The organism is Nocardiopsis endophytica (assembly GCF_027706725.1).
Classification (GTDB): Bacteria; Actinomycetota; Actinomycetes; order Streptosporangiales; family Streptosporangiaceae; genus Nocardiopsis_A; species Nocardiopsis_A endophytica.
Genome location: NZ_JAQFWQ010000125.1, coordinates 1 through 19,609, shown reverse-complemented (window position 1 = coordinate 19,609; position 19,609 = coordinate 1). Strand labels below are relative to the sequence as shown.

The 19,609-nt window shown below is 74.7% G+C and carries 16 protein-coding genes; 13 read left to right on the top strand and 3 right to left on the bottom strand.

Annotation, left to right across the window (positions count from 1 at the left end):
• Window positions 1-92: 92 nt before the first annotated feature.
• Entirely contained in the window at window positions 93-674 is a 582-nt protein-coding gene (locus O4J56_RS27950; protein WP_270689932.1) for a hypothetical protein, read from the bottom strand.
• Window positions 675-879: 205 nt separating this feature from the next.
• On the opposite strand from O4J56_RS27950, the gene O4J56_RS27945 reads away from it, so the two are divergent.
• On the top strand, window positions 880-3,255 hold the full coding sequence (locus tag O4J56_RS27945; RefSeq protein ID WP_270689931.1) for a phosphoketolase family protein: 2,376 nt from the start codon (window positions 880-882) through the stop codon (window positions 3,253-3,255).
• A gap of 58 nt (window positions 3,256-3,313) precedes the next feature.
• The gene (locus O4J56_RS27940) at window positions 3,314-4,402 is read left to right on the top strand and encodes an acetate/propionate family kinase (RefSeq protein ID WP_270689930.1); all 1,089 of its coding nucleotides are present in this window, start codon (window positions 3,314-3,316) and stop codon (window positions 4,400-4,402) included.
• A 67-nt stretch (window positions 4,403-4,469) separates the two neighbouring features.
• On the opposite strand, the gene O4J56_RS27935 is transcribed toward O4J56_RS27940, so the two are convergent.
• Window positions 4,470-6,443, bottom strand: a complete 1,974-nt coding sequence (locus O4J56_RS27935) for an acyl-CoA dehydrogenase family protein (protein ID WP_270689929.1) — start codon at window positions 6,441-6,443, stop codon at window positions 4,470-4,472.
• A gap of 154 nt (window positions 6,444-6,597) precedes the next feature.
• Between O4J56_RS27935 and O4J56_RS27930 the strand changes: the two genes are divergently transcribed.
• From O4J56_RS27930 to egtD, 5 genes are all read left to right on the top strand, one after another.
• Window positions 6,598-7,068, top strand: coding sequence for a GNAT family N-acetyltransferase (locus O4J56_RS27930; protein WP_270689928.1), 471 nt, complete (start codon window positions 6,598-6,600; stop codon window positions 7,066-7,068).
• Between the two features lie 353 nt (window positions 7,069-7,421).
• Window positions 7,422-8,663: an ergothioneine biosynthesis glutamate--cysteine ligase EgtA gene (gene egtA / locus O4J56_RS27925; RefSeq protein ID WP_270689927.1), complete on the top strand. Its 1,242-nt coding sequence runs from the start codon at window positions 7,422-7,424 to the stop codon at window positions 8,661-8,663.
• Complete coding sequence (gene egtB, locus O4J56_RS27920; RefSeq protein ID WP_270689926.1) at window positions 8,660-10,033, top strand: ergothioneine biosynthesis protein EgtB; 1,374 nt, start codon at window positions 8,660-8,662, stop codon at window positions 10,031-10,033. The genes egtA and egtB overlap by 4 nt, the downstream gene beginning before the upstream one ends.
• Window positions 10,033-10,854, top strand: a complete 822-nt coding sequence (egtC, locus tag O4J56_RS27915) for an ergothioneine biosynthesis protein EgtC (protein WP_270689925.1) — start codon at window positions 10,033-10,035, stop codon at window positions 10,852-10,854. The genes egtB and egtC overlap by 1 nt, the downstream gene beginning before the upstream one ends.
• Window positions 10,830-11,792, top strand: coding sequence for an L-histidine N(alpha)-methyltransferase (gene egtD / locus O4J56_RS27910; protein WP_270689924.1), 963 nt, complete (start codon window positions 10,830-10,832; stop codon window positions 11,790-11,792). The genes egtC and egtD overlap by 25 nt, the downstream gene beginning before the upstream one ends.
• Window positions 11,793-11,813: 21 nt before the next feature.
• Here egtD and O4J56_RS27905 read toward each other — a convergent pair whose 3' ends face one another.
• On the bottom strand, window positions 11,814-12,632 hold the full coding sequence (locus O4J56_RS27905; RefSeq protein WP_270689923.1) for a VIT1/CCC1 transporter family protein: 819 nt from the start codon (window positions 12,630-12,632) through the stop codon (window positions 11,814-11,816).
• Between the two features lie 98 nt (window positions 12,633-12,730).
• Between O4J56_RS27905 and dapB the strand changes: the two genes are divergently transcribed.
• The 6 genes from dapB (at window position 12,731) to O4J56_RS27875 (ending at window position 19,076) form a co-directional block, all read left to right on the top strand.
• Window positions 12,731-13,483, top strand: coding sequence for a 4-hydroxy-tetrahydrodipicolinate reductase (gene dapB / locus O4J56_RS27900; RefSeq protein WP_270689922.1), 753 nt, complete (start codon window positions 12,731-12,733; stop codon window positions 13,481-13,483).
• 369 nt (window positions 13,484-13,852) lie between these two features.
• Complete coding sequence (locus O4J56_RS27895) at window positions 13,853-14,542, top strand: urease subunit gamma (protein ID WP_270689921.1); 690 nt, start codon at window positions 13,853-13,855, stop codon at window positions 14,540-14,542.
• Window positions 14,539-16,251: an urease subunit alpha gene (locus O4J56_RS27890; RefSeq protein WP_270689920.1), complete on the top strand. Its 1,713-nt coding sequence runs from the start codon at window positions 14,539-14,541 to the stop codon at window positions 16,249-16,251. The genes O4J56_RS27895 and O4J56_RS27890 overlap by 4 nt, the downstream gene beginning before the upstream one ends.
• A gap of 500 nt (window positions 16,252-16,751) precedes the next feature.
• On the top strand, window positions 16,752-17,462 hold the full coding sequence (locus O4J56_RS27885) for an urease accessory protein UreF (protein WP_270689919.1): 711 nt from the start codon (window positions 16,752-16,754) through the stop codon (window positions 17,460-17,462).
• Window positions 17,463-17,505: 43 nt separating this feature from the next.
• Entirely contained in the window at window positions 17,506-18,279 is a 774-nt protein-coding gene (ureG, locus tag O4J56_RS27880) for an urease accessory protein UreG (protein ID WP_270689933.1), read from the top strand.
• Window positions 18,279-19,076, top strand: a complete 798-nt coding sequence (locus tag O4J56_RS27875) for an urease accessory protein UreD (protein WP_270689918.1) — start codon at window positions 18,279-18,281, stop codon at window positions 19,074-19,076. The genes ureG and O4J56_RS27875 overlap by 1 nt, the downstream gene beginning before the upstream one ends.
• The last annotated feature ends 533 nt before the right edge of the window (window positions 19,077-19,609 follow it).

Genomic DNA, 19,609 nt, shown 5'->3' with positions numbered 1-19,609 from the left:
CCCCTAAAAGCGGCCCGGTAGCGTCGTTTCTCCCGAGATCAACGCCGAGCACACCCGCCTGTCCGCGCGCCTTCCAAGGCAGGGCGGCGCCGTCAGTTGCCGGGGACCATCGGCGGCATCGGGGCGGGCGGCGGCACCAGCAGGTACGCCCCCACCGCGCCGAACAGCGCCAGGACCGCCACGATCAGCACGCCCCCGGCCAGCCACCGCGCCCAGGAGCGGGTGTCCGGCCCGGCCACCGACAGGGACCCGGCGGCGAGGATGGCCGCCAGCAGCGCGGGCACCCCGTCGCCCAGCGCGAGCGCCTTGAGCATGCCCTCCTGGGAGGTGGCCGTCACGCTCGCAACGATCTCCACCGCCCGCGTCCCGGCGAACGACGCCAGCAGGGCCAGCACCGACCCGATGCCGAACGCCTCGGCGGTGAGCACGCTCGCGAACCGCTTGGGCGCGGCCCGCCCCTGCGTGTCGTCGGCCTCCGCCCCCTCCTCGGCCCCGGGCTCCGCCCTGGCCGCGTAGGCCCCCTCGGCGGCCTCACCCGCGCCGGGCTCCTGCGCGGGCCGCCCGCTCTCGTCTGCGACGGCTGCGGGCGCGAAGTCCGGCCCCGTGCGCCCGCCGTCCGTCCGGTCGTCGTCGCGGGGGGTCTGGGCCCCGCCGTCTTCGGGAGTCGTAGTCATCGCGCGCCAACCTACCCGTGACCGCGCCCTGCACACGACGCCCGCCGCGCGCACGCCGCGGGAGCTCCCGCCGGACGGTCGGCGCCATGGGCGAAACGAGGTCCTCGGATGGGGTTCCGATGACCCTCGGCCCTCCATAGTCGGAGTGACGGCCGGGTAGGGGCCCAGCCGTCCGACGCATGCGCGCGATCGACGAGGGGAAGCGATGACCAGCACCGAACCGCGGGTACGGGACTCCCTCACCCAGGACGAGGTCCGGCAGGTCGACATGTACTGGCGGGCCGCCAACTACCTGTCCGTCGGCCAGATCTACCTCCTCGACAACCCCCTGCTGCGGGAGCCCCTGCGCCCCGAGCACATCAAGCCCCGGCTGCTGGGCCACTGGGGGACCACGCCCGGCCTCAACTTCGTCTACGCCCACCTGCAGCGCCAGGTGAAGAAGCGCGGGACGGACGCGATCTGGCTGATGGGCCCCGGCCACGGCGGCCCCAGCGGGGTGGCCACCGCCTGGCTCGACGGCACCTACACCGAGGTCTACCCCGAGGTCACCCAGGACGTGGAGGGCATGCGCAAGCTGTTCCGCCAGTTCTCCTTCCCCGGCGGCGTGCCCTCGCACTACGCGCCGGAGACGCCCGGCTCCATCCACGAGGGCGGCGAGCTGGGCTACGTCCTCTCGCACGCCTACGGGGCGGTCTTCGACAACCCCGGCCTGGTCGCCGCCGCCGTTGTCGGCGACGGGGAGGCCGAGACGGGCCCACTGGCCAACAGCTGGCTGTCGAACAAGTTCGTCAACCCCGACACCGACGGCGCGGTCCTGCCGATCCTGCACCTGAACGGCTACAAGATCGCCGGGCCGACCGTGCTGGCCCGCATGCCCGAGAGCGAGTTGGCGGCGCTGCTCGAGGGGTACGGCCACCGCCCCTTCTTCGTCGCCGGGGACGACCCGGGCGTCATGCACCGCGAGATGGCCGGGGTCCTGGACAGCGCGCTGGACGAGATCGCCGCCCTCCAGGACCGGGTGCGCTCGGGCGCCGACCGCACCGACGTGAAGTGGCCGATGATCGTGCTGCGCACCCCCAAGGGGTGGACCGGCCCGGACGAGGTCGACGGCCTGCCGGTCGAGGGCACCTGGCGCGCCCACCAGGTGCCGCTGGTGCAGATGCGGGAGAACCCCGAGCACCTGAGGATGCTGGAGGAGTGGATGCGCTCCTACCGGCCCGAGGAGCTGTTCGACTCCGACGGCACCCCGGTCGACGAGTCCGTGCGCATCGTCCCGCCGGGCCCGCTGCGCATCAGCGCCAACCCGCACGCCAACGGCGGCCTGCTGCTCAAGGACCTCACCCTGCCCGACTTCCGCGAATACGCGGTGGACGTGCCCGCGCCGGGCGCAGTCAAGCACGAGGCCACCCGGGTGCTGGGCGCGCTGCTGCGCGACGTGATCCGGCTCAACCCCGACGACTTCCGCATCTTCGGGCCCGACGAGACCGCCTCCAACCGGCTGAACGCGGTCTTCGAGGCCACCGACCGGGCCTGGGACGAGCGGCTGCTGCCCACCGACGAGCACATGGCCCCCGACGGGCGGGTCATGGAGGTGCTCAGCGAGCACCTGTGCCAGGGCTGGCTGGAGGGGTACCTGCTCACCGGGCGGCACGGGCTGTTCAACAGCTACGAGGCGTTCGTCCACATCGTCGACTCGATGTTCAACCAGCACGCCAAGTGGCTCAAGACCACCCGCACCATCCCCTGGCGGCGCCCGATCGCCTCGCTCAACTACCTGCTCAGCTCGCACGTGTGGCGCCAGGACCACAACGGCTTCAGCCACCAGGACCCCGGCTTCATCGACCACGTCGTCAACAAGAAGCCCGAGATCATCCGGGTGTACCTGCCGCCGGACGCCAACACCCTGCTCGCCACCGCCGACCACTGCCTGCGCATGCGCGACACGGTCAACGTGGTGATCGCGGGCAAGCAGCCGGCGCTGAGCTACCTGGACATGGACCAGGCCCTCGCGCACTGCATCCGCGGCCTGGGCATCTGGGGGTGGGCCAGCAGCGACGACGGCGCCGAGCCGGACGTGGTGCTGGCGTGCGCCGGGGACATCCCGACCATGGAGGCGCTGGCCGCCGCCGACCTGCTCCGCACCCACCTGCCGGAGCTGCGCGTGCGCCTGGTGAACGTGGTCGACCTGATGCGGCTGCAGCCCGCCGAGGAGCACCCGCACGGCATCACCGACCGCGAGTTCGACGCCCTGTTCACCCCGGACAAGCCGATCATCTTCGCCTTCCACGGCTACCCGTGGCTCATCCACCGCCTGACCTACCGCCGGCGGGGCCACGACAACCTGCACGTGCGCGGCTACATCGAGGAGGGCACGACCACCACGCCCTTCGACATGGTCATGCTCAACCACCTGGACCGCTTCCACCTGGTGATGGACGTCATCGACCACGTGCCGGGCCTGGCGGTGCGGGCGGCCCACCTCAAGCAGCAGATGGACGATGCGCGGCTGCGGTGCCGCGCCTACACTCGCGAGCACGGCGACGACGCGCCGGAGATCCGCGACTGGACATGGCAGGCGTGAGGGACGCGGCGGCGCGGGCGGCGGCGCCGAAGGGGTCCGGAGCGGGAGGGCGGTCCGTATGCAGGTCCTGATCGTCAACACCGGGTCGAGCAGCGTGAAGCTGTCGGTCCTGGGCGAGGGCGGCGAACAGCTCGGCAACAGCACCCTGGAGCTGCGCGACGGAACGGTGACGGCCGAGCAGATGCAGGGGGCCCTGGAGGAGCTCCCGCGCGTCGACGCGGTCGGCCACCGGGTCGTGCACGGCGGCGAGGACTTCCGCGCGCCCGTGGTGCTGGACGAGCACGTGCTCGACCGGATCCGCGACGTGGCGGTGCTGGCGCCGCTGCACGTGCCCAAGGCGCTCGCGGGCATCGAGGCCGCCCGCAAGGTGCTGCCCGACACCCCGCAGGTGGCCTGTTTCGACACGGCCTTCCACGCGACCCTGCCGCCGGAGGCCTACACCTACGCCATCCCCAAGGGGTGGCGGGAGCGGCACGGGCTGCGGAGGTACGGCTTCCACGGCCTGTCGCACTCCTACGCCTCGCGGCGCGCGGCCGAGATGGCCGGGGGGCCGGTCGGCCGCCTCGTGGTGGCCCACCTGGGGGCCGGGGCGTCGCTGTCGGCGGTGCGCGACGGGCGCTGCCTGGACACCACCATGGGGTTCACCCCCACCGAGGGCCTGGTCATGGCCACCCGCAGCGGCGACGTGGACCCCGGGCTGGTGCTGTGGCTGCTGCAGTACGGCGGCATGGCCCCGGACGAGGTGGCCGGGGGCCTGGACCGCGGCGGCGGCCTGTACGGGCTGACGGGCGACTCGGACATGCGCGACGTGATGGAGCGCGTCGGCGGCGACGACCCGGTGGCCCGCCTGGGACTGGGGGTCTACCTGCACCGGCTGCGGGCGAAGATCGCGGCGATGGCCGCCGCCCTGAACGGCCTGGACACGCTGGTGTTCACCGGGGGAGTGGGCGAGCACCAGCCCCCGGTCCGCGCCGGGGCGGCCGAGGGCCTGGCGTTCCTGGGCGTGGCCCTCGACACGGGCGCGAACGAGGGGGCGCGCACCGACACCGACATCACCGCCCCGGGGGCGAATGTGCGCACCCTGGTGATCACCGCCCGCGAGGACCTGGAGATCGACGGCGAGGTGCGCAGGACCCTGGAGGGGTGAGGCGGAGGACGTTGATCTCGACGAAAGTGCTGCCAAAACCGCTGGAATGACAGCACTTTCGTCGAGATCATCGACGAGGGGCCTGGCGCTCCTCTTCGGCGCCGAGGGCGATGGGGGCGGCAAGCCACTCGTCGGGGAGGCCGAACGCGTCCACCAGCGTGCGCGCGTGCGGGCGCAGCTCCCCGCACAGCGCGTCGACCGCCTTGACCACCGCCTTGGCGCGCGTGCCCGACAGGCGCTCGTGCTCCAGGAACCAGGCGCGGTCCTCCTCCACCAGCGACAGCACGTACAGGTCGCACACCTTCTCCAGCAGGCTCCGCGCCCGCTCGTCCCCGCACCGGTCGATGCCCGCGACGAACGCCTCCAGCACGACCCGGTCCACGTGCACGCGCGCGGCCCGCAGCACGTGCTCCTGGGCGTCGTTGAACGCCGCGAAGGCGTCCGCGCCGCCCGCCCTGCCCGCCCGGCGCAGCCGCCGCGCCAGCCCGGCCACCGTGTGCTCCTCCCGGTCCTCCAAGAGCCGCAGCTGCCAGCCGCGGTCCCGCAGCTCCTCGGCGTCGCCGCGCCCCGGCGCCGCGCTGACCAGGCGCTCGATCAGCGACCGGGCGGCGGTGCGCTCGATCACCCCCTCCAGCACCTGCCCGGCGGCGAACCGCACCATCCCCGCCGTGTCCAGGTCGCCGAAGGCGTCCCGGTAGTCGGTCAGCAGCGCCTTGGCGAGCAGCTGCAGCAGCACCGTGTTGTCGCCCTCGAAGGTGGTGAACACGTCCACGTCCGCGCGCAGCTGCGGAAGCCGGTTGGCGGCCAGGTACCCGGCCCCGCCGCACGCCTCCCGGCAGGTCTGCGCCGTGTGCAGGGCGTGCCAGGTCGCCACCGCCTTCAGCCCGGCCGCGCGCGACTCCAGCTCGCGCCGGGCGTGCTCGTCCAGCGGCCGCTCCCCGGTGTGCTCGCCGTGCAGGGCCTCGACCAGCTCCCCCTGGGCGAAGTGCAGCGCGTAGGTGCGGGCCAGGGCGGGCAGCAGGCGGCGCTGGTGGGCGCGGTAGTCCAGCAGCCGCACCTCCTCCTCGCCGCCGCCCGGGCGGGTGAACTGGCGCCGCGCGTCCCCGTAGCGGACCGCGACCGCCAGGGCGGCCTTCGCCGCGGTGCCCGCCCCGCCGGCGACGCTCACCCGCCCGCGCACCAGCGTGCCGAGCATGGTGAAGAACCGGCGGGAGGGGTCGGCGATGGGGCTGGAGTAGGTGCCGTCCCCGGCGACCGACCCGTACCGGCCCAGCAGCGCCGAGCGCGGCACCCGGACGCGGTCGAAGGCCAGACGGCCGTTGTCGACGCCGTTCAGCCCGGCCTTGGGGCCGCAGTCGCCGATCTCCACCCCGGGCAGCGGGCGCCCCTGCCCGTCCCGGATCGGCACCAGCAGGGCGTGCACCCCGTGGTCCTCGCCGAGCGTGCGCAGCCGGGCGAACACCACCGCCGCGCGCCCGTCCCGGGCGGCATTGCCGATGTAGTCCTTGCGGGCCGCCTCGTCCGGCGTGTGCACGGTGAACATGCCCGAGCCGGGGTCGTAGTCGGCGGTGGTGCGGAGCCGCTGCACGTCGGAGCCGTGCCCGGTCTCGGTCATGGCGAAGCAGCCGGGCAGGTCCAGCGAGATCACCCCGGGCAGGTGCTCGGCGCGCTGCTCATCGGTGCCCAGCGCCTGGATCGCGCCGCCGAACAGGCCCCACTGCACCCCGACCTTGACCATCAGGGACATGTCGGCGACCAGCATCTCGAACGCGACGCACGAGGCCCCGAAGTCGCCCGCCCCGCCGACCTCGGCCGGGAAGCCGTACCCGGGCACCTCGGTGCGGGCCAGGGCGGCGAGCTGGTCGGCGACGCGCGCCCGGTGCTCCTCCACGGACAGCCCGGCGACGGGGGCGAAGAGCTCGCCCCGCACCCGCTCGCGCACGGTGTCCCGGACCCCGGCCCACCGGCCGTCGAGGAGGGCGCGCAGCGCCTCCGCGGTCCGGCCCGCGTCCCGGTCCTGCCGCGCCTGGGTGTCGGTCATGTCTCCCGCCCTCCGTGCCCCTCCGCGCTTTCGGGCCGTCCTACCACGCGCTGCCCCGGCCGTCCCCGCCCGACACGCGTGCGATGCGGTGAGACCGGGCGATGGTGGGAAGACCGTAAAGGACACATGGAGAGCGGAACGCGCGGAGCGGCGGATGATGACGGCCGAAACCCTTCCCGGTGTCCGGGACGCCCTGCCCACCGACCTCGCCGCCATGGTCGCGCTCGGGGAGCGTGCGGCCCCCGCCCGCGGCCCCGGCGGCGAGCCCGCGGAGTCGCGCCGCGCCCGCCTTGCGGCGCTGGTCTCCGACCTGGGCGCGGTGGTGCTGGTGGCCACGGACGAGGAGGTCGTCCAGGGGTACCTGGCGGCGTCGGTCGGCGACCCCGCGCCCCCGCACGGCGGCGCGGGACCGGTCGGCTACGTGGACGACCTCGCCGTGGGGGAGGGGCACGACTGGTGGCGGGTGGGCGGAGCCCTCCTCGCCCGCGCCCGTTCCCGGCTGAAGGAGGCCGGGGCCGTGCGGATGATCGTCACGACGGGCGGCGGCGACCCGGTCAAGCAGGCCTTCCTGTGGCGGTCCGGGTTCACGCTGATCACCGAGTCCTATGAGGAGTCCCTGCCGTGACGCGCTGACGGGCCGCGGCCGCTCCGCGTCGGGCGACCGTTCGTGACCCCGTGTGCGCGCTCTTCGGATCCCTGCGCGCCCCGCCACCCGGGTGCCGGACGACACTGTCACGGCCCTGACCATGGCCGTGCGGCCCGGGCGCCGGCCCCGTGAGAGTGTCCGGGGCCCCGGACGGTCCGGGACCCCGCGCACCGGGCGCGCCGCCGTGCCCGCACCACCCTGTCCCCGTCCGTCCCGAGATGTTCAACGGGGCCCCAATTCACCCTCCGTTCTCCTTTTTTGAAGATCGAAAAGGTTCGAACGGGTGTATCCCCGGGGATGTGAGGTCGGTGCGTGCTCGATTGGAGTGAGCGATGACCCGACTCACCGAGAACGACGTCCACGACTACATCCGCGGCATCTGCTTCAAGAACGGCCCCCCGGGGCTGGTCGGTGTCGAAGTCGAATGGCTGGTCACCGACCCCGCCGCCCCCGACCGCCCCGTACCGATCGACCGAGTGGCCGCGCTGCTCGACGAGGCCGGGCCTCCCCCGGCCGGAAGCGCCGTCACCTTCGAGCCCGGAGGGCAGCTCGAGCTCAGCTCGCCGCCCCTCCCCGGCCCCGCGGCCGCGCACGGCGCCGCCGCCGCCGACCTCGCCCACGTGGCCAAGCCCCTGAACGACGCGGGGCTGCACCTGCGCGGAGTCGGCCTCGATCCCCGCCGGCCGCCCCGGCGCCAGCTCACCCTCCCCCGCTACACGGCCATGGAGCGGTTCTTCGACCGCGCCGGCCCCAGCGGCCGCACCATGATGTGCAGCACCGCCTCCCTGCAGGTGTGCCTGGACATCGGCGCCGACTCCGCCGACGCCGCCCGCCGCTGGCGGCTGGCGCACCGCCTGGGACCGGTGCTCACCGCCGCCTTCGCCAACTCGCCCGTGTGGCGCGGCCGCCCCACCGGCTGGCGGTCGGCCCGGTGGGCGGTGTGGGCCGGGATCGACCAGGGCCGCACCCGCCCCGTCGGCGGGGACGACCCCGCCACCGCCTGGGCGGAGTACGCCCTGCGGGCCGACCTGATGACGATCCGCACCGCCGACGGGCGCTGGCACGGCGGGTCCGGCATGCACTTCTCCGAGTGGATGCGCCGGTGCCGCCCCCGCCCGCCCGACCACGACGACCTCGTCTACCACCTGAGCACCCTGTTCCCCCCGGTGCGCCCGCGCGGGTGGCTGGAGCTGCGCATGATCGACGCCCTGCCCGCGCCCTGGTGGCCGGTCCCGGCGGCGGCCGCCGCCGCCCTGGTGGACGACGCCCGCGCCGCCGACGCCGCCGAAGAGGCCCTGGACGAGCTGCACGGGGACGGCGCCGAACCCGACCGCCGCACCTGGCTGGCGGCCGCCCGGGACGCCGTCGCCGACCCCGCCCTGGGCCGGGCCGCGCGGCGCTGCCTGGAGGCCGCGTCCGAGGCCCTGCCCCGGATGGGGGCGGCCCGGCTCGCCGAGACCGTGGACGCCTACCGCGACCGCTACACCGACCGGGGCCGCTGCCCCGCCGACGACGCGACCGATGGATCCGATGCGTTCGACGCGCCGGACGCGATCTCCGGAGGGAACCGATGAGGACCGAGGCGGACCACGACCGCGAGCACGGCCACGACCACGACCACGACCGCGTGCGCGAGCGCATCGCCGCCGAGCTGGAAGCGGTGCGCAGGCGCAGCGAGGGGCTGACCGTACACGCCCTGGACGAGGGCGAGCTGGTGGCCCAGCACTCCCCGCTGATGTCCCCGCTGGTGTGGGACTACGCCCACGTCGGCAACTACGAGGAGCAGTGGCTGGTGCGCGCCGCGGCGGGCGGCGACGCGCTGCGCCCCGACATCGACGTGCTCTACGACGCCTTCGAGAACCCCCGCGCCGACCGGGTCGAGCTGCCGCTGCTCCGCCCGGAGGAGGCGCGCGACTACAACGCCCGCGTCCGGCGCAGGGTGCTCGACTCCCTGGAGCGGGTGCCCATGGGCGAGGGCTCGGGCCTGGGCGCCGGCGGCTTCGTCTACAACATGGTGATCCAGCACGAGCACCAGCACGACGAGACCATGCTCGCCACCCACCAGCTGCGCAAGGGCGACCCGGTGCTGCCCGACGGGGCACCGGACGGGCCGGACCCGGTGCCGCCGGGCCCCGAGGAGGTGCTGGTCCCCGCCGGGCCGTTCACCATGGGCACCACCGCCGACCCGTGGGCCTACGACAACGAGCGCCCCTCGCACACCGTCCACCTGCCCGCCTACCGGATCGCCGCGCGGCCGGTGAGCAACGCCGCCCACATGGCGTTCATCGACGCGGGGGGCTACGACGACCCCCGCTGGTGGACCGAGGAGGGGTGGCGCTGGCGCAGCGAGGGCGGCAAGACGGCCCCCGCGTTCTGGTTCCGCGACGGGGACACCTGGATGCGCCGCCGCTTCGGCCGCGTCGAGCCCGTCCCGCCCGAGGAGGCGGTGCAGCACGTCAGCTTCCACGAGGCGCAGGCGCACGCGCGCTGGGCGGGCATGCGGCTGCCCACCGAGGCCGAGTGGGAGAAGGCGGCGCGGTGGGACCCGGCCACCGGCCGCTCCCGCCGCTACCCGTGGGGGGACGAGGAGCCCACCGGGCGCCACGCCAACCTGGGGCAGCGGCGGCTGCGCCCCTCGGCCGCCGGGGCGTTCCCCGACGGGGCGTCCCCGCTCGGGGTGCGCCAGCTCATCGGCGACGTGTGGGAGTGGACCTCCACCGTCTTCCACGGCTACCCCGGCTTCACCGCCTTCCCCTACCGGGAGTACTCCGAGGTGTTCTTCGACGACGGCTACCGGGTGCTGCGCGGCGGCTCCTGGGCGACCGACCCCACCGCCACCCGGGGCACGTTCCGCAACTGGGACCACCCCATCCGGAGGCAGATCTTCAGCGGGTTCCGGCTGGCCCGCGACGCCGCCCCGGACGAGGGCGGGGTGGGCGCCTGATGTGCCGCCACCTGGCCTACCTGGGGCCGCCCGCGAGCCTGCACCGGCTGCTGTACGGGGACGGGGGCGAGGGCGCGAACCCGCTGTACCGCCAGTCCTACGCCCCGCGCGAGCAGCGGCACGGCACCGTCAACGCCGACGGGTTCGGCGCCGGGTGGTACCCGCCCGGGGGCGGGGAACCGCTGCGGTACCGCCGCGCGATGCCGATCTGGGCGGACACCTCGTTCGAGGACGCCGCCCGGGCGATCACCACCGGCTGCCTGGTTGCGGCCGTGCGCGACGCCACCCCGGGGTTCGGCACCGACGAGTCCTGCGCCCAGCCGTTCCGCGCCGACGGCATCCTGTTCAGCCACAACGGCGCGGCCGACGACGACGAGTCGCTGGCCGCCGCCCTGGGCGCACCGGTCCCGGCCGGTGCGCTGGACGCCCGCACCCCCGTCGACTCGGCGCCGCTGTTCGCGAACGTGGTCCGGCTGCGGCGGCGCGGGGCGGGGCTGGGCGAGGCGCTGGCCGCCACGGTGGCGGCGGCGCTGGAGTACTCGCCCGGCCGGTACAACCTGCTGGCCTCCGACGGGCACACCATCGCGGCCACCGCGTTCGGCGACACGCTGTACACGCGCGCCCCGGACGGCGGCGGGGGCGGGGGGACCGTCATCGCCTCCGAGCCGCTGGACGACGCGGCGGAATGGCACAGGGTCCCGGAGTGTTCCCTGGTCATCGCCGATTCCGAAGGGATACGCACCACCGCCGTCGCCGCACCGGCGGCCCGCGGACGACGCGAGGAGGGGGACGCGCAATGGTCCGCACCGACCGCCACCTGACCGAGGACGACCTGTCCAAGTCGCTCCGGCGCGACGTCGCCGAAGGGCTGGCGGCCGCGCCCAAGACCCTGCCGCCCAAGTGGTTCTACGACGAGCGCGGCAGCGGGCTGTTCGAGGAGATCACCCGGCTGCCCGAGTACTACCCCACCCGGGCCGAGCGGGCCATCCTGCGCGAGCGCTCCGGCGAGATCGCCCGCGCGTCCGGCGCCGACACCCTGGTGGAGCTGGGGGCGGGGTCGGGGGAGAAGACCCGGCTGCTGCTGGACGCCCTGTGCGCGCAGGGCGGCCCGACCGGGTTCGTCCCCGTCGACGTCAGCGGCGACTTCCTGGAGGAGGCGGCCGCGCGCATCGCCGCCGACCACCCCGGCCTGCGGGTGCACGCGGTGGTGGCCGACTTCGAGCGGCACCTGCCGCTGCTGCCCACCGGGGGCAGGCGGATGGTGGCCATGCTCGGGTCGACCATCGGCAACCAGACGCCGGAGCAGCGGGCGGCGTTCCTGGGCGACCTGCGCGGCACCATGGAGGAGGGCGAGAGCCTGCTGCTGGGGGCGGACCTGGTCAAGGACCCGGCCCGGCTGGTCGCGGCCTACGACGACGCGCAGGGCGTGACGGCCGAGTTCAACCGCAACGTGCTGCGGGTGATCGACCGCGAACTGGGGGCCGACTTCGACCCCGGGCTGTTCGAGCACGTCGCGGTATGGGACCCGGACCGCGAATGGATCGAGATGCGCCTGCGCGCCCGCACCGCCCACCGGGTCCGCGTGGAGGCGCTGGACCTGGAGGCCGCCTTCGCGGAGGGGGAGGAGATGCGCACCGAGATCTCCGCCAAGTTCCGCAAGGAGGGCCTCAAGGCCGAACTGGCGGAGGCCGGTTTCACCCTGGAGCGCTGGTGGACCGACCCCGACGGGGACTTCTCCCTGCTCCTGGCACGGGCCTGAGCGCGGCGCCGCCGGGGTGCCTCACATCCCGGCGGCGCCGCCCACCGCCGTCCCGATGCCGAAGGTGACCGCCATCGCCAGCAGCCCGCCGACCGTGCTGCGCAGGGCCGCGCGGCGCGGGTCGGCGCCGCCCAGGCGGGCGCTGACCGCCCCGGTCACCGCGACCGCCCCGGCCACCGCCGCGATGGTCACCGGCACCCGCCAGCCGCCCGGGGACAGGGTGATCAGCAGCAGCGGCACCAGCGCACCGACGACGAACGACAGGAAGCTCGCCAGCGCCGCCTGCCACGGATCGGTCAGCTCGTCGGAGTCCAGCTTCAGCTCCACCTCGGCGTGCGCCCGCAGCGCGTCCCGGGCGGTGAGCTGCTCGGCCACCCGGCGCGCCAGGTCCGCGTCGAGCCCCCGCTCCCGGTACATCCCGGCCAGCTCCTCCAGCTCGGCCTCCGGGTCCTCCTCCAGCTCGCGGCGTTCGCGCGCGAGGGCGGCCCGCTCGGTGTCGCGCTGGGTGCCCACCGACACGTACTCGCCCGCCGCCATCGACAGCGCGCCGGAGAACATCCCCGCCACGCCCGCCACCAGGACGGCGGTGCCCGAGGCGGTCGCCCCGGCCACGCCCACCACCAGCCCCGCGGTGGACACGATCCCGTCGTTGGCGCCGAGCACCCCGGCGCGCAGCCAGTTCAGCCGCGACCCCAGGCTCTCGTGGTGCGGTTCACGCGGTCCGCGGGGCTCGCGGCCCCCGCGGCCGGCCTCCGCCGCCCCGCCCCACCCCCGGTCGTCCCGGCCCGGTGTCCGCACCGTCTCCCGGTCGGTCCTGCGCGGTGTCCTCCGCTCCGCCATCGCCTCCCCCTCCCCGGCCTCCGCCCCCGGGGCGATCGTCTCAAGGGGGCGCCCGCGCCCGGCAGAGGCGCGCGGGTGGGCCCACCGGCTCCGGTACGGTGAACCCCGTGATCAAGGTAGGAGTGTTCGGCGCCCAGGGGCGCATGGGAACGGAAGTCGTCAAGGCGGTCGAGGCGGCCGAGGACACCGAGCTCGTCGCGGCGGTCGACGACCCCGGGGAGCGGGAGAAGGCGCGGGGGGCCGACGTCGTCGTCGACTTCACCCACCCCGACGCGGTGATGGACAACCTGCGCTGGCTGGCCGGGAACGGGATCCACGCCGTCGTGGGCACCAGCGGCTTCGACACCGACCGGCTGGCCGAGGTGCGCGACCTGCTCGCCCGCCACCCCGGTGCCAACATCCTCATCGCGCCGAACTTCGGCATCGCGGCGGTGCTGATGATGAACTTCGCCGCCAAGGCCGCGCCCTACTTCGAGTCGGCCGAGATCGTGGAGCTGCACCACCCGAACAAGGCCGACGCGCCCAGCGGCACCGCCGACCGCACCGCGCGGATGGTGGCCCGGGCGCGCGCCGACGCCGGGTGCGCCCCGATGCCCGACGCCACCACCTCCGAGCTGGAGGGGGCGCGCGGAGCCGACGTGGACGGCGTGCGGGTGCACGCGCTGCGGATCACCGGGCTCATCGCCCACCAGGAGGTGGTCTTCGGCACCCACGGCGAGACGCTGAAGATCCGCCACGACTCGATGACCCGCGCCTCGTTCATGCCGGGCGTGCTGCTGGGCGTGCGGCGCGTCGCTGACCTGCCCGAACAGCTCACGGTGGGGCTGGAGCCGCTGCTCGGCCTCGACTGATCCGGCGGGCGCCCGCCGTTCCATACCGTAATTCGACGAATACCCCGTGCGTTCGGTGCGGGGTATTCGTGCTGTCACGGTGCGGATTTCCCGCACGCCCCCCTGCCGGAACGCCAATTCCCGGCGGGATGGGCCGCCACGCGGCGGGGGCGGCGGCCGGGTCCGGCGTCTTCATGTTATCTTCATGAAGCCAATGATCCGATGACTCGCATGGTGATCTGGACATGCCCGTCTCGCATGCCCCCTGCTGAGCCGCTCGACTTCACTGGCCACATTTAACGCTCTCGAAATGGGAGCGAAACGTCGTCTCCTCGTCTTCGGACACCATTGCCTGAAGGCGTATTCGTCGTGCGCTGCTGCGGAGGAAAGATGTTCCTAACCCCGTCGGATCGGGAGAAACTACTGCTCAGTGTGGCGGGGATGGTCGCCCGGGACCGCCTGGAGCGCGGGGTGCGCCTCAACCACCCCGAAGCCGTCGCCCTGCTGTCCTGCTGGGCGATCGAACGTGCGCGGGAGGGCGCGACCGTCAAGGGCCTGATGGACGAATGCGTGCACGTGCTCAGCGCCGACCAGGTCATGGACGGTGTCCCCGAGCTGGTGGACTACGTGCAGGTCGAGGCGACCTTCCCGGACGGGCGCAAGCTGGTCACCATGACCCACCCCATCCGCCACGCGGCCGGGCACGCCGAGGCGGCGGAGACGGCCGGGGCCGCCGGGTCCGCGCCCGGCGCCGTCGTCCCCGCCCCGGGCGAGATCGAGCTCAACGCCGGGCGCGAGAAGCGGTCCGTGGTGATCCGCAACGACGGCGACCGGCCCGTGCAGATCGGGTCGCACATCCACCTGGCCGACGTGAACCCCGCGCTGACCTTCTCCGAGGCCGACGGGACCCCCGCCGACCGCGCCCTGGTCGACGGGTTCCGTCTGGACATCCCCGCCGGGACGTCGCTGCGCTTCCAGCCCGGCGACGAGAAGGCCGTGACCGCGGTGCGGCTCGGCGGCCGCCGCGAGGTGCCCGGCATCCGCCCCGCCAAGGCCGTGGTCGGGGGTGGCGTGCGATGAGCAGCATCTCCCGCGACGAGTACGCCTCCCTGTACGGGCCCACCACCGGCGACCGGGTGCGGCTGGGCGACACGAACCTGTGGATCGAGGTCGAGGAGGACCGCTGCGTCGGCGGCGACGAGGCGGTCTTCGGCGGCGGCAAGTCGATCCGCGAGTCCATGCTGCAGTCCACCGCCACCCACGCCGAGGGCGCACTCGACCTCGTCATCACCAACGCCGTGGTGCTCGACCACTGGGGCGTGGTCCGCGCCGACGTGGGCGTGCGCGACGGGCGCATCGCCGCCGTCGGCAAGGCGGGCAACCCCGACGTGCAGGACGGGGTCCACCCCGACCTGGTCATCGGACCCGGCACCGAGGTCCTCGCCGGCGAGGGGCGCATCCTCACCGCCGGGGGCATCGACTCCCACGTGCACTTCCTCAACGCCGACCAGCTGTGGGAGGCGCTGTCCCTGGGCATCACCACCGCCATCGGCGGCGGCACCGGCCCCGCGGAGGGCAGCAAGGCCACCACCGTCACCCCGGGGCCGTGGAACATCGCCGCCACCCACCGCGCCGTCGACGCGGTCCCGATGAACGTCCTGCTCCTGGGCAAGGGCAACACCGTGGGCCAGGCCGCCATGGCCGAACAGGTGCGGGCGGGGGCCGCCGGCCTCAAGATCCACGAGGACTGGGGCGCCACCCCGGGCGCGATCGACGCGGCCCTGCGCGCCGCCGACGCGTTCGGCATCCAGGTGTCCCTGCACGCCGACAGCCTCAACGAGGCCGGGTACGTGCAGGAGACCCTCGGGGCGATCGGCGGGCGCGGCATCCACGTCTTCCACTCCGAGGGCGCGGGCGGCGGGCACGCCCCCGACATCATCGTGGTGGCGGGCGAGCCCAACGTGCTGCCGTCCTCCACCAACCCGACGCTGCCCTTCACGGTCAACACGGTGGCCGAGCACCACGACATGCTCATGGTCTGCCACCACCTCAACCCCGACGTCGAGGCGGACGTGCAGTTCGCCGACTCGCGGATCCGCGACACCACCATGGCCGCCGAGGACCTGCTGCAGGACATGGGCGCCATCTCGATGACCTCCTCCGACGCCCTGGCCATGGGGCGCGCCGGGGAGGTGGTCACCCGCACCTGGCAGGTGGCGCACGCGATGAAGGACCGGTGGGGCGGCGGCTCGCTGATGCCCGCCGACAACGAGCGGGCGCGGCGCTATGTCGCCAAGTACACGATCTGCCCGGCCGTGGCCGCGGGGATCGACCACGAGGTGGGCTCGGTGGAGCCGGGCAAGCTCGCCGACCTGGTGCTGTGGAACCCGGCGTTCTTCGGCATCCGCCCGGCGGCGGTGGTCAAGGGCGGCGGGGTGGTGTACGCCCCGCAGGGGGACGTCAACGCCTCCATCCCCACCGCGGAGCCGATGCTGCTGCGCACCGGGCTGGCCGCGGGCGACGCGGCGCACCTGGCGACGAGCTTCGTGGCCCCGGCCGCCCTGGAGGAGGGGGTGGCCGAGCGCCTGGGGCTGCGGCGGCGCCTGACGCCGATCCGCCACACCCGCGGGGTGGGCAAGGAGCACATGCCCAACAACAGCGCCCTGCCGGAGATCAGCGTGGACCCGGAGACGTTCCGGGTGACGATCGACGGCTACGAGGTCGACCCGAAGGACGCGGACGCGCCCGTGTCGGAGGTACCGCTGGCGCAGAGGTACAGCATGTTCTGATCCGGAGGCCCATGGGGCGGGACGGCGCTCCATGGGCCCCTGCGGGGTGGTGGCCTGCGGGTGTGTGCCCGCAGGCGGCGCCCCCTTCAGGGGATCGTGGCGGGTTGCGGCCGCGCCCTTGGCCGGCCGCGCTCGTCCGCGGTCCTTCGCGCGCCGTCGACCGGAGGGGCCAGCGGCGTTGGAGCCGTGTCGGGGCCGTCCCGGCCGAGGTGTTCGGTGGACATGCGCCGTACGCGGTCGAACAGAGCGGCCCCCGCCCAAGCGGTGCGCGAAGGCGGGGCCCGGGATGGCCGTCATCGCAGGTCGGGAGCAGGATGGTGGGTGAGTCCCGAGGGGCGCCCCGGGGCCGCTGAGCCCGTTCCGAAGGATTCGGTCGACCTGCGGCGGCCGGAGGGGGCCAGACGGCGGCCGAGACGCTGCGGCGTCGGTCCCACCGCCCCGCCGTCGACGGACCGACCCGGCCATCACGAGGACGACCCGGCAATACCTGGGAGGAGACGATGAGCACCGACACGGGGGCACTGGGCGCGCTCCTGCTCGCCGACGCCCGGCTCCCCACCGGGGGCCACGCCCACTCGGCGACCCTGGAGGCCGCCCTCGAAGCCGGGTTGCCCGAGGAGCGCATCCCCGACTACATCCGCGCCCGCCTGGCCACGGTCGGCCGTACCGAGGCCGCCGCCGCGGTCGTCGCGCTGCGCGCCGCCCGCGACCCCGGCTCCGGGCCCGACTACAGCCCCGACTACGGCCCGGTCCAGGAGGCGCTTGCCGCCCGCACCCCCAGCCGTGCGCTGCGCGAGGCGTCCGCCTCCCTCGGCCGCGGCCTGGCCCGCCTCGCCCGCCGGGTCGACGCCGACCACCCCGCCGTCCGCGCCCTGCCCACTGCGCAGGCGGCCACCCCCGGGCTGCGGGCGCTGCGCCCGGTCGTCCTCGGTGTGCTCGGGGCGGTGTTCGGCATGACCGCCGAGCAGACCGCCCGCGCCGCCCTGTACGAGGACGCGCAGACGGTCACCGCGGCCGCACTCAAGCTCCGCCCCGGCGACCCGCTCACCGCGGTCCGGTGGCTCCTCGACCTGGCACCCCACATCGAGGAGTCGGTCCGCGCCGCCGCCGCGACGGACGTCCCCCACGACATTCCCGCGCACTCGGCCCCGCACATCGACCGCTGGGCCGAGGCGCACGCCCGTGAGACGAGGAGGCTTTTCGTTGCCTAGGAACACAGCGTTGCCTGAGAATCCAGTGCTGCCCGACGGCGCCGTGTCGCCGCAGAGCACCGCCGCTACCGCCCCCGCCGCCACGGCCGCGCCCACCGGCCGCCGCACCCTGCGCCTGGGCGTGGCCGGTCCGGTCGGCACCGGCAAGAGCTCGCTCATCGCCACCCTGTGCCGGGAGCTCTCAGGTGAGCTGTCGATGGCGGTGGTCACCAACGACATCTACACCGACGAGGACGCCCGCTTCCTGCGCAGCGCCGGGGTGCTCCCCGAGGAGCGCATCCGCGCCGTGGAGACCGGCGCGTGCCCGCACACCGCCATCCGGGACGACGTCACCGCCAACCTGGACGCGGTCGAGGACATGGAGGAGGACTTCGCCCCGCTCGACCTGGTGCTGGTGGAGAGCGGGGGCGACAACCTCACCGCCACCTTCAGCCCGGCGCTGATCGACGCCCAGATCTTCTGCCTGGACGTGGCGGGCGGCGGCGACGTGGCGCGCAAGGGCGGGCCGGGGATCGGGCGGGCCGACCTGCTCATCGTCAACAAGTCCGACCTGGCCCCCTACGTCGGCGTCGATGTGGACCGGATGGTCGCCGACGCCGAGCGGGCGCGCGACGGTCGGCCGGTGCTGGCGCTGTCCCGCACCGACGAGCCGTCCGTGAAGGCGCTGTGCGATTGGGTGCGCGCGGTGATCGGGGCCCACCGCAGCGGTGAGCACACCCCGCAGGACCCGGGCCCGATGGCTCCGCACAGCCACGGCCCGGAGGACGACGGCGGGCACGGCCACGGGCACGGGCATGGCCACGGACACGGGCACTGATGGAGGCGCTGCGCGACCGGGCCGCCTCCGCCCCTGAAGGCGGGGCGGCCCCCTCCGAGCCCGGGCTCGATCCGTCCGAGCCGGCGGTGATCACGGTGCGCAGGCACGGAGACCGGACCGTGCCGGTGGCGCTGGAGACCGGGACGTTCCTCAAGCCGGGCATCATGCGCCGTCCCGGCGGTGCTCTGCGGGTGGCGCTCGCGGCGGTGCGGGCGGCGCTGTGCGCGGGGGACGACGTCCGGCTGCACGTGGACGTGGGACCCGGCGCCGAGCTGGAGCTCGTCGACCCCAACGGCACCGTGGCCTACAACGCGCGCGGGGGGCGGGCGGCATGGCGGGCGTCAGTTCACCTGGCCGAGGGGGCGCGCATGACCTGGACCGAACCGGCGTTCGTGGTCTCCGACGGCGCCGACGTCCGGCGCGAGGTCGAGGCCGACCTGGCGGAAGGAGCCGAGCTGCTGTGGCGGGAGTCCCTGGTCCTGGGCAGGACGGGTGAGCGCGGCGGGAGGATGCTGGCGTCCACGCGGGTGCGGTCGGCGGGCCGTCCGCTGTTCACCGAGGACCTGGACCTGCGCGATCCGGAGGTCCGGGGCCTGCCCGGCATCCTGGGCGGGGACCGCGTGGTGGGCCAGGTAGGACTGTTCGGCCGCGACCCGGAGCCAGGGGAGGGGCCGGACGGCCCTGACCTGCTGGACCTCGCGGGGCCGGGCGCGGTGTGGCGCTGGACAGGCGAACGCCCGTTCAAGGCGGAAGCGGCCCTGACCCCGGTATGGCAAGCCTGGGGCGGCCACACCTGAGGAGAGGGTTCCGGCCCTGCCCGTGCGTTCCGCTGGTCAGGGTCCCCCCGCACGTTCGTGGTCGCCCTTGCGTGGCAGGCCCACCCCGCCCCGGGGCGGGGTGGGACGGTGCCGGTCGCGCGGTCCGGGTGGGTGGGGCGGCTGGGCTGGTACCCCGCTTGAGGGCCCCGGCCGGGTGGAAGGCCGTCGGGGCGTGGGGTCGGAGGGGCGGCGACGACGGAGGTCGGCGGCCCTTCCGGCAGCGCTGTCGGCCGCGGCGCGTGTGCGTGGTCGCCGTGTTGGGCGGCGACGGCCAGAGCGGGGTGGTTCCCCGGCCCTGCCGGCCGTCCGTCTGGACGCTGGTGATCCGGGTGGGCGGTGCGGTGGGCGGGGTTCGCGGTCTTCGTCGCCCGGGGCGGCCGCCGGTCCTGCTCGGTGAACCTCGGTAGGTTCGTGACCTGGGCGAACACTCCGCGTTAAGGGTGAGGAAGAGCGGGAAGCGCGCTCGGCGACACCCGCCAGGACCCCGGGGCGACGAACACAGCGATACCAGA